General features: G+C 62.5%; 10 protein-coding genes and 1 pseudogene. 4 read left to right on the forward strand and 7 right to left on the reverse strand.

Annotated elements, in window-relative coordinates:
* Window positions 1-21: 21 nt before the first annotated feature.
* Window positions 22-2,430, forward strand: coding sequence for a glycoside hydrolase family 2 TIM barrel-domain containing protein (locus ACIPY5_RS15345; RefSeq protein ID WP_400972123.1), 2,409 nt, complete (start codon window positions 22-24; stop codon window positions 2,428-2,430).
* An 8-nt stretch (window positions 2,431-2,438) separates the two neighbouring features.
* Here the strand turns inward: ACIPY5_RS15345 and ACIPY5_RS15350 are convergent, their stop codons facing one another.
* From ACIPY5_RS15350 to ACIPY5_RS15360, 3 genes are all read right to left on the reverse strand, one after another.
* The gene (locus tag ACIPY5_RS15350; RefSeq protein ID WP_400972125.1) at window positions 2,439-4,796 is read right to left on the reverse strand and encodes a GH116 family glycosyl-hydrolase; all 2,358 of its coding nucleotides are present in this window, start codon (window positions 4,794-4,796) and stop codon (window positions 2,439-2,441) included.
* Window positions 4,797-5,470: 674 nt separating this feature from the next.
* Entirely contained in the window at window positions 5,471-6,109 is a 639-nt protein-coding gene (locus tag ACIPY5_RS15355) for a TetR/AcrR family transcriptional regulator (protein ID WP_400972127.1), read from the reverse strand.
* 3 nt (window positions 6,110-6,112) lie between these two features.
* Entirely contained in the window at window positions 6,113-7,510 is a 1,398-nt protein-coding gene (locus tag ACIPY5_RS15360; RefSeq protein WP_400972129.1) for an amidase, read from the reverse strand.
* Window positions 7,511-7,591: 81 nt separating this feature from the next.
* On the opposite strand from ACIPY5_RS15360, the gene ACIPY5_RS15365 reads away from it, so the two are divergent.
* From ACIPY5_RS15365 to ACIPY5_RS15375, 3 genes are read left to right on the forward strand one after another with little or no spacing between them, the layout of a single operon-like run.
* Window positions 7,592-9,079, forward strand: coding sequence for a M28 family peptidase (locus ACIPY5_RS15365; protein ID WP_400972131.1), 1,488 nt, complete (start codon window positions 7,592-7,594; stop codon window positions 9,077-9,079).
* Window positions 9,080-9,136: 57 nt separating this feature from the next.
* Window positions 9,137-9,442, forward strand: a complete 306-nt coding sequence (locus ACIPY5_RS15370) for a hypothetical protein (RefSeq protein WP_400972133.1) — start codon at window positions 9,137-9,139, stop codon at window positions 9,440-9,442.
* A gap of 59 nt (window positions 9,443-9,501) precedes the next feature.
* A complete protein-coding gene (locus ACIPY5_RS15375) occupies window positions 9,502-10,680 on the forward strand; it encodes an MFS transporter (RefSeq protein WP_400972135.1) in 1,179 nt (392 codons plus the stop codon).
* A gap of 168 nt (window positions 10,681-10,848) precedes the next feature.
* Here the strand turns inward: ACIPY5_RS15375 and ACIPY5_RS15380 are convergent, their stop codons facing one another.
* From ACIPY5_RS15380 to ACIPY5_RS15395, 4 genes and pseudogenes are all read right to left on the reverse strand, one after another.
* Window positions 10,849-11,658, reverse strand: a complete 810-nt coding sequence (locus tag ACIPY5_RS15380; RefSeq protein ID WP_400972137.1) for a hypothetical protein — start codon at window positions 11,656-11,658, stop codon at window positions 10,849-10,851.
* Window positions 11,633-11,905, reverse strand: a pseudogene (locus ACIPY5_RS15385) (helix-turn-helix domain-containing protein); the annotation flags it as partial. The gene ACIPY5_RS15380 and the pseudogene ACIPY5_RS15385, both read right to left, overlap by 26 nt.
* Before the next feature lie 60 nt (window positions 11,906-11,965).
* The gene (locus ACIPY5_RS15390; RefSeq protein ID WP_400972139.1) at window positions 11,966-13,762 is read right to left on the reverse strand and encodes an RNA polymerase sigma factor; all 1,797 of its coding nucleotides are present in this window, start codon (window positions 13,760-13,762) and stop codon (window positions 11,966-11,968) included.
* A 347-nt stretch (window positions 13,763-14,109) separates the two neighbouring features.
* Window positions 14,110-14,992: LPXTG cell wall anchor domain-containing protein (locus ACIPY5_RS15395; protein ID WP_400972141.1), on the reverse strand; the 883-nt coding region annotated here is incomplete at its 5' end.

The raw sequence follows: 14,992 nt of genomic DNA on the forward strand, positions 1-14,992 counted from the left end.
GTCCTCCGCAGAGGAGACCACATGAGACGTACATCGTTCAATGACGACTGGCAGTTCCGCCGGAAAGTCAACCCCTTCGATGAGCTGAGCGGCGAGGTAGAACCGTACGTCGACGTGTTCGTCCCTCACGACGCATTGATCGGCGAGAAACGAGATCCGGACGGTGATCCGGCGGGAGCCTACTTTCCGACGGGAACCTACGAGTACCGCAAGACCTTCACCGTGCCGGATGATCCCGCCCATCGCAGGGTGGCGATCGAGTTCGAGGGCGTGTACCGAGACGCCGCTGTATTCATCAACGGCGCGTACGCCGGGAACCGACCCTATGGATACTCCGACTTCGTCATCGACGCCGACGAGCATCTCAACCGCGGCCAGGAGAACACCGTCCGCGTCGAATGCCGAAATGGCCAGGATTCTCGCTGGTACACCGGGGCGGGAATCTACCGAGACGTGTGGTTGCACTTCGGCCGTGCCGTCCACATTCCGGTCCATGGTCTTCGTGTCAGCACAACCGACATCGATGATCTTGGCGCCATGGTCGAAGTTGAAGTGTCGCTCGAGAACAGCGGACTGAGCCGCGAGACGGTAGACGTTGAGGTCCTGGTCTTCGATCCCGACGGTAAAGTCGTCGCCGGCGGCATCGTCCCCGTCACGGTCGCTGCCGCAGGGCGTGCACTCAGCCGCCAGCGCCTCTACGTGAACACGCCGCGACTCTGGAGTGCCGAGAGCCCATCTCTCTATCGTGCCGGGGCAGAGGTCCGTGTCGGTGATGAGCTCATCGACGAGTCGGAGTCCCGTTTCGGCATCCGGCGCCTGCAGGTCGACCCTCTCAACGGCTTCCGTGTGAATGGACACCCAGTAGATCTGCGCGGCGCATGCATCCATCACGACAACGGGATCCTCGGCTCGGCCACTGTGCGTGAGGCTGAGGAACGCCGAGTGCGCCTGCTCAAGGAAGCCGGGTTCAACGCGATACGGTCAGCGCACAATCCGATGAGCGTCCCGCTGCTCGACGCATGCGATCGGCTGGGGATGTATGTCATCGATGAGACCTTTGACACGTGGAACGCGCCCAAGATGGACCGGGACTACTCTCTGGCATTCCCCGACTGGTGGGAACGCGATGTTGAGTCGCTCGTGGCAAAAGACTTCAACCATCCCAGCGTCATCGCCTATTGCATCGGCAACGAAGTCACGGAGACGGGATCAGCCTCGGGAGGCATCATCGGTCGAGCGATAGCGGAGAAGGTGCGAACTCTCGATCCGACCAGATTCGTGACGAACGCGATCAACGGCCTGCTGGCGGTCATGGACGATGCGAAGGCGATCGCGGCACAGCGTGGTCAGGCGGCGGACGATGGAACCGCGATCAACACCCTGATGGCAGGGCCGATGGAGATCATGAGAGAGATTAGTGCGTCTCCGCTGGTCACCTCGAAGACAGCGGAGTCGTTCGGCGTGCTCGATATCGCCGGTATGAACTACATCGACTCGCGCTACGAACTCGACAAGACTCTCTTCCCGAATCGTGTGATTGTCGGGACGGAGACATTCCCGACGACGATCGACCGCACATGGCAGCTTGTGCGCGACAACCCGCATGTCATTGGTGACTTCACTTGGTCGGGTTTCGACTATCTGGGAGAGGTCGGACTCGGCCGCACTCAGTATCTATCGCCAGGTGAAGCGGCGGAACCCGCACCATTCCCTTGGATCGCGGCCTGGTGCGGGGATCTGGACCTGATTGGCGGCCGGAGGCCCTCATCCTTCTACCGAGAGATCGTCTTCCGCCGGCGAGCCGCGCCGTACCTCGCTGTGCGTCGTCCTGCCCCAAGCGGGACATCTCCGTCCGGCGGCCCATGGGCCTGGAGCGACAGTCTTGCAAGCTGGACATGGAATCTGACAGAAGGAACGGTGCTGGAGGTCGAGGCGTACAGCGACGCCGAGGAAGTGGAGTTGCGGTGTAACGGACGTGTCGTGGACCGGAAACCGGCGGGCGTGAAGAATCGCTTCAAAGCCCTGTTCGAGGTGCCCTACGAGCTTGGGACCCTGTCAGCGATCGCAATCCGAGAGGGACAACCAGGCGAGTCGTTTGAGCTGGAGTCCGCCAGAGGTGAGCCGCGACTCTCGGTGGTCCTCGAGCCTGCGATGGGACAGCACGTCTTCGTTCGCATCGAGATCGTCGACGCTCATGGGGTTGTCATGAGCAACAGGGACCGAAGCGTCCACGTCGATGTCTTCGGGCCTTTCGAGCTGGTTGCTCTCGGGAGCGGGAATCCGGCTCCAACTCAAGCGTACGACCTGTCTGTACATGACACTTTCGATGGCCGAGCACTCGCTGTTCTGCGCCGCACCGGAGATGGGAACGGGCGCCTCCGCATCCGGGCTGCCGGATGCGGAGGCGCCGACGTGGCGCTACCTGGCTAACAGGTCGGCTACCCGCCTGCGCGCCACTCCAGCACGTCAACGAGCTGCCAGACGGCGAGGTTGCCCTCCCAGCCTGGGTAGAGGAAGGAACCCGTGTCATCAGCCTCGTAGCTGATGGGCGTATTGAATTCGTAGCCGTGTTCGCGCACGTCCCAAAGCTGCCCGGCTACTGCTGATGCAAGATCCACGCCCTCCGAGATGAGACTCTTGTCATCGAATCGCTGGCCGGCGCTCGCCAGGTTCGCAGCGAACGCGTAGTTGGCCTGCGGCCAGATCGAACCGGATGACGTTGTCGAAGAAGCGAGGAGGTTCGCGCCGATCGAACGACCTTGCGGGTCCTTCAGACCAGCGGTGAAGCCGTGCACGGTCTGAAGATGACGCTTGTAGTGTCCGGTATTGACGACGTCGGGCAGCTGCGCACGCTCTGCGAGATACTGGGCGAGGAAGGTTGCGATCATCGCGTTGTCGGTTCCTCCCGGTGCTTCGGGAAGGGTGTACCGGTAGTAGCCTCCATCCTCCAACCAGAACAGCTTCTCGAAGTCTGCCTTCGCAGCAGCCAGGTCCGACTTGAACTTGGTGATGGCACTCTGATCCTCTCCGGCTTGTTGACCAGCAGAGATCATCGCCTCTACCGCGAGGATGTAGAGCGAGGAGACATATGAGTCGAATCGGTTGGAGGGGACGCCGTTGTATGCGTTCGACATCGCTTGCGGGCTCAGCAAGTCAGGTGACGGGTGGTTGGCCGACGGCACCTCTGGCAGCGCGTAGTCCGACGGGATCGTCTTCTGGAGATACGTGAACGCCTTCTTCATGGCCGGGTACGCGAACTTCAGGAACTTCTTGTCATTGTTCCGTTGCGCGTAGTCATACATTCTGAAGATGTTCTCGGCTGGGCGGTCGAGAAACCATGACAGGCCCGGTCCGGAGTCGGTGCCCTGGTTCCAATGGACGAACGGGTTGTCGCCATCGTTCTCGTTCACGCTGAAGTCCCAAGGATCGCCGTGGGTGGTGCTGGCCAAGATCGCCTCAGCCTTGTTCTCCATGCGATCGCGTTCGATGAACGGGAACAACTCCGAGTACACGATGTAACTGTAGATGCCGATCTCGCCGCCTTGACCGAGCGTCGAGAGGCCACCGGAGTTGGCATCCAGGCCGATGTAGCTGTGTGTGCCTGGGATCTGCGAACCGATTCGGCTGGCGCCGGTCACGACGGGCATAGAGTTGCTGACAAGCCCGCCTTCCCAGAGCGAAGTATGGAAGGTGACGTTGGCCAACTGGTTGAGCGCGCCCTTCTTTACAGCGTCTGGAAGGGCCGTCGACTCGACGATCGGTTGCCACCACTTCAGAACCTTGGCGAGTGTCTGCTCGCGCTTACTCAGCGCGTCGCGTGCGATCGCAAAGCTCTGGTTGAAAGGGTAGCTTCCCTCGATGTAGTCGTTGGTCGCGCTCTCACGGGCTCCGTAGAAGTTCGTGTAGTGACGCATCCAAACGGTCTGGTTGTTGTCGAACGAAACTTGCGGGAAATCCCACGTGAGCGTGAACGGAATGACTGCTACTTCGCCAGGACTCAGCGTTGCCGACACGTCGATCGCGCCCGCCGAAGAAGACGAGTCAAGAGGCGCGTTGCTCAAATTGCCGTTCGCGGAGAAGGCCCTGTACACGTCAGAACCGTCGCCGGCCGCGTTCCAGGAGGTCGTGTAGCTGAACGTCTGCCCTTTGGAGACCTTCGCGGCGATGGTCCACTCCGATTTCTTAGCGTCCGGAGTGTTGCCTGGTGAATCGGCGGAGAGGGTCACCGCCTTGATGCCTTTCGCCTTGTCCTCTCGATACTGACTGCTCAGCCCTTCACGGACGGTCGCGGGTTCCGTGCCTACGTGTGCGGCGACGTTCGGCATGGTGAGCATCGTCGAGACTTTAGCGGTCTTGCCGGTGTTGTTCGCAATGCGAACGTCGAAGTTGGCAACAGGAAGTGAGCTCTGCTTCTCGTCGTTCGCGACGATCGGCGAGTAGAAGCGCATCGAGATATCAGTCTTGAACGGCTTGTAGCTCATCCAGCCGAACGGATAGAGGGCAGAGTAGTCCGCATCTCCCTTCGACAAGATGTTCCATGCGGGGAGCGGGTCCTCCCAAGAACGCGTTGGCAGGATGTCGTTCTTGTAGTCGATGGCGTGCGATCCCTCTGTCGCGAGCGTGCGGACTTCCGCCTGCTGGCCGCCTACCTGCTCGCGCACGTGGAATGCCGCCTGCGGAAGAGCGCGACTTTCCCACGCCTTGTCTTGAGATCCACCGAAGAACCACGGACCGAAAGTGCCCGATTGGTTGATCATAAAGCTGCCGGCGCCGATGCCTCCGAGCGGAATACCCATCCCGGGCTCCGTCATCGGGAAGCTGATACCCGGATAGGGCCAGCCGGGTGCGTCCGGCTTGCAAGCGTATGGAAGAAAGCCCGGCGGGCATGTCCCTTCCGCGACGTCGCCGAGTGAACGAACGGTCGCCGCGCTAGGGATCTCGAATCCTTCGGCCTGATGCGGACTGCTGGCGACCGCGGGAAGAGCGCCCCCTACGAGCGCAAACATGATGCCCGCGGCGACCGATGATACGGCGCTGCGGGCGGTGAACCATTGATGAAGTGGTCTCGCTACTCGCCGAGAGGAGGGAATTGGCAACATTTCATGACTCCCATGTCATTGATTGAGATACCAGTTCGGAGATGACTCAACGGCTGCGTTGGGTCATCTCCGAAGGCAGCGTGGCAACAGGTTAATTACCCGTAGGCGAGCGCGCTTCAGCGTCTAGGTATATTGCGCAATATCCAATCCTGTTGTTGCGGAAGTGGCCGAACGAGGCCAGGATCTACAGGATCGGTCGACAGCCGACGTTCGATTTGCGGGTGAGTCACTGGCAGGAGCCGACTCCGTGCCGGAAGAGCTTCCGGTGAGAGTCTCCATGCGGGATCCATCCGCATGCAGCGCCCTGCGTCTTGCATGTCGACAACGCCCCGATCCATCCGGTCGTCGAAGTAGAGGGGACGATGCAGTGGCTACGATGGCAGCTCTAGAAGTGCTGTGAACCGGCCAAGGGCATCGTTCTGCTGGGCTGGGGTCCACAGTTCCGGGTGCTCGACGACGGAGAGCGCGATGCCGTTCACCCACACTCTCAAGAGTGCGACGTTCGCGTCCAACTCGGCGTCCGGTACGAATCCGATGAGGCCAGCCCGAAGAAGAGCGCGCATGCTCACCTCGAGCCGAGCGAAGAACTCCTCGACGGTGGCGTCGGAGCGGCGGTAGGGAAGTAGCGCGATGCGAATGCGCTCTTGCATCGCCGACTCGTCGTCGACGGGAAGGAAGAACGCTAGCGCGCTCCGAAGCCGTTCATGCGGATCGATGATTGTTTGAATCTCGATTACCTCAGCCTCAGCTTCATCGAAAACTCGGTCCGTCAGCGCGATCATCAACTGCTCGCGGGAAGAGAAATAGTGAGTGACGAGGGTTGTTGAGCCGCCCATCCGTTCTCCCACCGCCCTCAGGCTGAACTTGCCGTACCCGAGCTCCGCGAGAACCCATGCAGCCGCGTCGAGAATCTCATCGCGACGCCGTGCATGATCAACGAAACGAGGCATCAGTCTCCTTCCGTCGGCTGATTCGCGGGCTTTCTGCCCGACCTTCACGTACTCCAGCACATGTTACTGAAGCGGTGGCCGTGCGAACTCGTGGCCGATGAGCTGCTCGACCGCGGCTCCGAAGCTGATCACTCGGGCGTCAGCGTGCGGTTGCCCGATAATCTGTATGCCGGTCGGCAATCCTTCTGAAACGCCTACGGGCACAGTGAGCGCGGGAAGTCCTGCGTGACTCGGAGATTCGGTGAGACGGTGAAGTTGAGCCGCTGCCCCGTCGGCACCCGTCGAGGATGCGACTTTCTCGTGAGTCGGTGCCAGCGTGGGGGTTGTCGGAGTGACCAGGAATTCATGGTCTGCCAGAACCCTCATGTACGAGTTATAAAGCTGCGTCCGCACTTGGCGCATTGCCATGCTCACGTCGAGCGCGCTGAGGCCGCGAGCCCTGCTCGCAAGATCCTCAATGAAAGGCCACAATTGCTGCCCTTCCGACGTCATCGCACTGGCCAGTAGCTCGTACTCAGGGCCCCAATACGAGACGAAGTACTCGCTCGGGTCGGGGAGCGCGATTCCGACTTCGCTTACGACGGCGCCCGCCCGGCGCAGCCGATCGAGCGTCGCGTAGTACTGCGTTGCAACTCCAGAGTCGAGTCCGTCGATTCCGAGGTCAGGCGACGCCGCGATGCGAAGACCCTTGAGAGGCGTGGGTGACATCGCGGCTGTTACGTAGTCTTCGCCGGTGTCCGGGAGCGAGAATCGGTCTCGTCTGTCGTAGCCGATGGTGGCGTTCAACATCAAAGCGGTATCAATCACCCGGCGGGTGATCGGGCCGTCCGTCGTTGAGGCATCGGCATTGTCGGCGTGGGGAATCCGGCCCACGGACGGCTTGAATCCAACCACGCCGCAGAGTGCTGCGGGAACCCGGATCGAGCCGCCGCCGTCAGAGCCTAACGCCAAGGGGGCAATACCAGCGGCCGTCGCCGCGGCCGCGCCTCCGGACGAGCCACCTGAAGTGCGCCTGATGTCCCATGGGTTGTTGGTGATGCCAGTGAGATGGCTCTCGGTGGTGCCCAGGAGACCGAACTCTGGCGTGGTTGTCTTTCCCACCATGATCGCGCCCGCTCGTTCCAGGCGGTCCCACGACAGGTGGTTGCTTGTCGGCACGTTGTCCGTGTAGGCCAGCGACCCGTACGTTGTGCGGACGTTGTCCGTGTCGATGAGGTCCTTCACCGTGATCGGGATACCGAACAGTGGAGGGAGGTCTTCGCCCGCACGCAACCGCTTGGCTGCATCGATCGCCTGCGAACGTGCCCGATGTGCGGTGACCGTCACGAAGGCGTTGATCGCTGGATTCGCTCGTTCGAGCTGATCGAGTGCTGCATCCACGGCGTCGACGGGGGAGAGGCGCCCCTGTCGAAACAAGACAGCGAGATCGTAGGCAGTCATCCAGGTGGGTTCGATCGTCATTCACAGTCCTTGTCTCGAAGCTTCCAACTTTGTGTAAGACATGTTATACATTGATCCATTCACATAAGCAATGGAGTCAGGATGAAGACACCGAGTCCAGAAGAGCACCTCGCGGAGCCAGGCGAAGTACGTCGCCGACCCGTGGGGGCCTTGACTACAGAGCGCCTACTCGGCACTATCCAAGATCTGGTCGACTTTGCACCACGAGCGACAGGAACACCTGGTGGCAAGCTCGCCGCTGACTACGTCGCCGAGCGGTTCAGCCGAGCAGGGATCGCGGATGTTCGAGTCCTCGAGGAGCCGTCCTATTTGTGGAAGGCGGAACGTGCCTCCCTCCTCGTCGACGACGAGGCGATCGCCTGCTCTCCGATCCAACACTGCGGAGTCACGTGGGAAGGTCAAACAGGCGACCTGATCAATGCACGATTGTCTGGAAAGGTCGTCGACATCGGCGCTGGTCCCGTCCCCGCGGATCTTCGAGGCATGATCGTGTTGTTCGACCTGGTCTTCGAGGTCCGACTCAAGTCCATGAACCTCCTCGCCGAGTACCGGTACGATCCACGCCGCGTGCAGAAGGATCGAAAGGTCCGCGACTCTCGCAATCCGTTCCAGACATCGATGCTCCGTGTGCTGCGGGCTGCGGAGAAGGCCGGTGCGGTGGGCGTCGTTGGCGTCCTTCGCGACTACCCCGAGTCGCTTGCCTACAGGAACGAGAGTTTCCCAGAGGAACCGATGGGGCTACCAGGCGTTTGGGTGACCCTCGAAACGGGGCGCGCGCTCCGAGCAAGGCTGCAGGCGGACTCCACCGCCACTCTGGACATGCACGTCACTCAAGAGCGGGTGCTGTCGCAAAGTGTTATCGGGATCCTGCCCGGGCGAACCTCTGCGACCGTCATGATCCAGTCTCACCACGACTCGGTCACTCCCGGAGCCGTGGAAGATGCATCCGGAACGGCGGAAGTGATCGCGCTAGCCGAGCATTTCGCAGCCATGGACACGGATGGGCGAACCCGCGAAAAGACCCTAATGTTCGTGACCTTCGACACGCATTTCACCGGGTACCAGGCCCACAGGCGCTTCGCGGAGGAGTACCTCCTAGCTACCCAGCTGGAGTTCGATGTCATGCTGAATGCGACCATCGAGCATGTTGGTCTTCGCGCGGAGCGAGGGCAAGACGGCCAGTTTCGTGCCCTCCCGCACAGCGAGCCTCGCGGCATCTTCGAGAATTTGAGTCTGCGGTGGAAATGGCGACTGGCGCGCCTCATTCGAAAGAACGACCTGGACGGAACGTCCCTGTTGTTCGGCACTGCGCTCGAATTCACGGAGGACGGGATCCCGACCGACGCGGCGTACACGATGTCTCTCGGCATCCCCACGATCAGCCTCATCAGCGGGCCGCTCTACCTCTACGACGACGAAGACACGATTGACAAGATCGACGTCGATCAACTCAGCCCCGTTGCCAACTTCTTCGCCGACATCGTCGAAGCGGCAGACTCGGCGTCGCCCAACTGGATCGGTCTCATTCCACGCCCCTTGCGCCGCCTGCTGCCGCGCTGGCGGTGGTAGGTCACGTACCTGCCCTCGACACTCCCACGTAACTGCCCTTAATAATAAGGAGTACGCATGCTCGACATCACCGGCCGCTGGGACATTGAATGGGCCAGCGCCTTCGGCACAGAACACATCACGCTCAATCTCATCGCCGACGGTGATGTGATCACCGGCACAGCACGCGACGACGTGGGGGAGTATGCCCTCACGAACGGAGTTGTCGCTGGCGACCAGGTATCGGGAGAGTTCCGGATGGTTAAGCCCATTCCACTCACCGTGACGTTCACGGCGAAGGTGAGAGGCGACACGCTGGCAGGGAAGGCAAAGGCCGGCGTTCTTCCGGCCGCACCGATCACCGGCTACCGAGCGAACAGCTAGACAGGACCGGGTGCACGATGTCAACGACGATTCGCGTTCCCATGACTCCCACGCCAGCCGTGGGTCTGTTCACCCTGGGCATTATTGGATACCTAGGTGAGAACCTCACCCCCTACTTCATCAATGCGATCTCTGCTGGCACCGGTGCGGACACGGTCACAGCCAGCACCGCTACATCTGTGATGCTCATCGCCACCGCCGCGGTCGGGCTTCTTTGCGGTCCTCTGGCTGCATCACGTCACCGTCGCCGCCTCGCGCGAGTAGGCCTCGTGACGTCCGTGTTCGGATTTGCCACGGCAGCCCTCTCACCCGCGCTGCCAGTGATGTTCATCGCCATGGCCATTGCAGGCATTGGCGCAGGCGGCATCCTAGCGACGTCTGGGGCTGCAATCGCAGCCTTCCTCAATCCAGATCGCGTCGCGGGCATCAGCGGTCTGGTTAACTCGGCGGTCACAGCGGCGGTCCTCGCGGTCGTCCCTCTTTTTGGTCTTGTACCCGTCAGCGTGTTCGGTTCGATCGCAGCCATCTGCGCTCTCGCACTTCTGGTCGTACGGTGGTTGCCCGAGTCGCCGGTCAGGGTGGAGAGCGTGGCCGCCGACCTTCATGCACTGGAACTGGAGCTCGAAGATCGGGCGCCGGGGCGGCGCGCTGCATTGGCGGGGGTGGCGTTGCTCCTCCTCTTCCCTGTGTGGGGGCTCGCTGAGGGCAGCCTCTGGGCCATGGCGAGTCAGTTCACGACTGACAAACTGCGGATGCCGGAATCAGTGGCGGGGATCGCCTTCAGCGTTGGTGAGATTGCAGCGCTGATCGGGGCAGCCGCCCTGGCCGTGATCGGCGGACGGCTCGGGCGGGCAAGGCCACTGGCGATTCTCATGCTGATCAGCGCAGGACTCAAGTTCGCTATCGGCTTCACTCGCGACCCGCTGATGTTCTCGGTTGCGTTCGTGGCCTGGGACATGGTCTCGGCAGTCGCATTCCTCTACTTCATCGCTGTAGCCGCGGGGTTGGACGTCAGCGGACGCTGGTCCGCGCTCATGACGGCCTCCTACATGGTGGGGCAAGCATTCTCGCCAGTCGTCGGTGCGGCCGCCGTCGAAGCCTTTGGGTACGACGGGTTCACCATCGCCATTGCCGTGGCCGGACTTGTGCTCGTGATCCCCAGCGTGTGGATCGCGAGAATATCGACGCAGCGCGAACAAGCTCAGGATGCCATGGTGCGCGTCACGCAAGAGCAATGAGAGTAGCCCAACATCTCACCAGCCTCCACGGTCGGCGAGAACGAACCCACACGATAACTCGCATTATCGTGTGGGTTCGTTGGTGCTGCCTTCGACCGCCCGGGCATCGTGCGCTGGCCTCGAGGGTTCGTCGTGCGGTAGTCCGCTGCGCCGACTGCGGGTGTCCCCCTACGCGCACGCCGTGAGGCTGGGGGCATTCACGAAAAGGTCGGCGTTCTGACGAGCTCCAGCTGTCACGTACGAGAGTGTGAAGGTGTACGTGAACACCACTACTCCGTCCGAAGTCGGTGTGAACGACGCCACCGGGTTCTGCGCTGTCGCGAAGTGAGGATATCCAGCGAGGCCATCCGGAATGAGCGCAATCGCCGGGTTTCCGATGTAGCCCTGCACGGCACCTGGCTGGTTCACGCCCGCGCCCATGATGGAGATGTCAAGATACTGCGGCCCCAGATAGTCCGCTGACGCATAGATTGGAAGAACGTACTCGTAGGATCCACCAGCTTTGACAGGTACGGAGAACGTGGTGGTGATGACCGAAGGCGTGTGCGGCGCGATGTCGCGGTTGTCGTTGTCGTCGAGTGACAGGAAGCCGATCTGATGGGTTGGGTCTCCTCCTGTCTGCCACCAGCTTGCGGGCACCGGAGCAACCGCTGAGTCTGTCTGCGTGTATCCGACCTGCCAGTCGCCACTCGGTGCCTTTGGCGGCGTCCAACCGGTGCCGAAATTGCCGTTGGAGGTCGGGAGGGTTCCATCGGCGCCATTGGCTACGAGAGTTCCCCCGGCAACGCTGAACGCGCCGACGGGGAGCGCGACGCACGAGACTGGATCAACGGGGTTCGTTGAGGCGGTAGCTCCCGGTACGGCCACGGCAACCGCGATCACTGGCAGCGACCAGGCCGCGGTCTTGACAACCTTACGACGGGTCAATGCCGGCGCTGTCGGCGTCATGTCGTCAAGGGTCGACGAGATTTCGGGCATGTGAATGTCCTTCCCCAGAAAGGTGACCCCGTGCTCCTTCAGGGTGAAGCGCGGGCGTGCCAGGTCGCAGGTCGGTCCCCACGACGCTCCGGCGTCTGATCATAGACATAAACTGGGACCGGTCACAATTCGGCACTGTGATGTTCCTAGGGCACCGCAATGGCCATTCCTCGACGAGGACGGCACGCAGGAGTGCTTCCTTGTTCTCGAAGTGGTGGTGTACAGCCCCTCGACTAAGTCCAGCTCGCCGTGAGACCGCGACGAGCGAGCCCCCCGGCGCGCGGTTGGCGTTGGGCTGACGGTTGGCTTAGGGGGCGACGAACTCGTAGGTCATGTCGTCTGGGTTGGGTCCCATCGGGTCATACGATGCAACCGGGTCGTAGACGTCGAGGTTGTGTTCCCAGCCGGGGCCCATATAGCCGTCGCTGTCCAAGTAGCGCATATTGAACCAGTACCAGCCGTAGGAGTGCACGAGCAGCCGGCGCTTCGCGTATCCGTTCGCGTCGAGGGCGACGAGCGCGGTGATGCCCTCCATCGTTTGCACGTAGACGACACCGTTCGCCGGGCCCTGGAGCTCTACGATGAGGCCAGTAGTCGCGGCCTGCGTTGTGGTGAGGTCCTCGAACCCGGTGATGTTCTCGAAGCCCCGGACCTCAAGCGGGAGCACGGTGAACGCACCATTGACCGCGGCGGAAGACACGAACTCCGTGTAGGCCCAGGCTTGATACGGGTGACTGCCAGTGGTCAGTTCCAGCCCGCGGGTATCCAGGCTCCAGGAACCGTCAGAGGCGACCTCGGGAGTGAAGCGCCGCGTGTCGATCTGAACGGCGACTTTGGTGCCCGGCGAAGTCTTGCCCCTGATGATCGGCGAGATGTAGGCGGAGCTGCTGGTCGGGCTGGTGATACCGGGCGCGAACCCCGCGGGGCTAGTGCCCGGCCCCGTTGTCGGGCTTGGCTCTGGGGCGGGGCCGATGCCCGGGTCGGGGACGTTCGTGGCGGGGGTCGGGCGGGATTGGTACCTAGGGAAGTAATGAGTGGGGTCATCGGTCAAGCCGATTTCCTGATCCGCGGGGTCCGGCTGACCCGAAATTCTGTCCGGTGTCCCCACCGGCGTTGAAGGAGTCGCGGTGGTGGACGCTGCGCTCGACGCTGGGGTCGCAGATTCTGTGGGTGCGATCTGCACCTGTTGAGGCTGAGGCGCAGCAGAGGCAGGGCCCACGGAAAATAGGGACGAAACGATCAGACTGCCAGCGGTGACGGCTGCGACTCCTCCGCCCACCAACCACGACACGGTTCCGGCGCCGGCGACGACTGCGATCGCGGTGGCGGTCGTGGTCGACGACAGCGCAGCGGTGGCCGCACCGATACCACCCGTTCCCAGCAGGACGGCCAGTGTACTGCCTCCCATGCTGGCAGCCGCATTGCGTGTATCGTGCAGCAACGCGCGGCAGGGCATGCACTCAGCGATGTGCAGGTTCACCTCGGCGGACACCGTATCATTGGCGGGCTCGGTCAGATACTGCGGGAAAAGGCGCGCCGCATGAGTCTGATCATCCCGAAGAGCGAGTGGAACCTGGAGAGTGAGCCACTGATACTTCAGACCGGCGCGTGCCCTGCGTTGAAGGGCCGAGACAGCATTGGGTTTGATCCCCAGTTCCCGTGCGATCGCAGGGCGACCGACCTCTGTGACTTCCGCGAGCCACAGCACACGCTGCCACCGTTCCGGCAGGGCCTGCAGCGCGGCCAGGACATCTCCAGCATCGCTGTAGACCTCCGCGATGCTGAGCGCGTCCCGGTCGTCGACGGAGTCAACAAACTCCGCGAGAGGCATCTGGTCTTCTTCCTTGGACCACCGCATGGCGGTGTTGCGCAGAACTGCTTTCAAGTATGACCGGAATGCGAACCGAGGCCCGGCATGCGTTGTGGTCACCTGCTGGTAGATCGCCAGGAAACTCTCGGAGACCAGGTCATCGGCTCGGGAAGGGAACAGCCGATAGGCATGTCGCCGGGCGGCACGGGAATGTCGCTCCCACAACACTGCATAGGCGTGCTTGTCTCCCTCGCGGACAGCGCTCAGCAGCTCAGCGTCGGTACGTGCGTCCACCACGAACCCTCCCAGGAATGAGTTCGACCAGCGCGTGTCCCTCCACGCCGGTGAATATCTGCGCGGGGTCAGCGCAGAACCCGGTCAGAATACCCGAGTTGTCGTGCAACGGTGAGCACAGATCGCAGATTGCTTCCAGATGTCGAACTGGCGCATAACCACAGGCCCGCAGGCTGGTGTACGAGATCGGGGGCGTTGACCGGATGGCCATGCTCACGTCACTCGGATGCTGAGCGTGCCGGGCATAGGGGCATCTCCCCGGCTGCGAGGGGACACGATCAGGGGTTAGGAGAACATGAGTGGCCCGCAACCAGAGGTTGCGGGCCACTCTGTCGGAACGATGCCGGTTAGCTCATCGAGTTCCGGCGCTTGACGATGATGAGGGTCAGCGCGCCGCTGAGGAGCAGCAGGCCTGCGATTCCTCCGGCGAGCAGCATCGAGTCACCACCGGTCTGCGCCAGACCGCCCGATGCCGGCTTCACGGTCGGGACCTTCGCGTCGGCCTGGTCGGAGACGACCGGACCGAAGGCGCTGACACCGCTCGCGGTGGCCGTGTTGGTGATCGGACTTCCCGTGAGGTCCGCGGCGACGACCGTGTACTCGGCCGTGCAGGTCACCGAGGCTTCGACAGCCAGGCTCGCCACGTCGGCGGGGCAGACGACCGGTCCGAGAGTGCCCTTGCCGGAGAAGCTGCCCTCCTTCACCGTGACCGTCTTGACGTCGACGTTGCCGGAGTTGGTCACCGTGAACCGGTATTGGATCTTCTGTCCCGCGCTCGTCGCCGGGCCGCCGACGGCCGCCTTCGTGAGGCTGAGCTTCGGGGCGGGGACGATCGTGGTGACCTCGGCCGTGGCCGGGTTCGAGGTCACCGCAACACCGTCGGCCTCGGCGTTCGCGACCGCGGTGTTCTTCAGCGGCTTGCCGTTGTGGTCGTCGGGGCTCGCAGTGTAGGTGGCGGTGCAGTCGCGGCTTGCGCCGACGGGCAGCACCTCGTTGCTCTCACAGGTCACGGGGCTCATGGTGCCCTTGCCGCCGGCAGGGCCGGGGTCGCTCACGCTCACGTCGGTGAGGGGAAGCTGACCGTCGTTCGTCACCGTGAACCGGTAGGTCACCTCGGTGTCGTTCGGCGCCAGCTCGGCGGGGATCGCCTTCTTGGTCAGCGTGAGATGCGGAACCGGAGGTGCGATCGCGGTGATCTGCGCGCTCGGCTGGCCGTCGAGACCGACAGCG

Origin of the sequence: Microbacterium sp. NPDC089698 (assembly GCF_044749045.1) — a bacterium.
Lineage (GTDB): Bacteria > Actinomycetota > Actinomycetes > Actinomycetales > Microbacteriaceae > Microbacterium.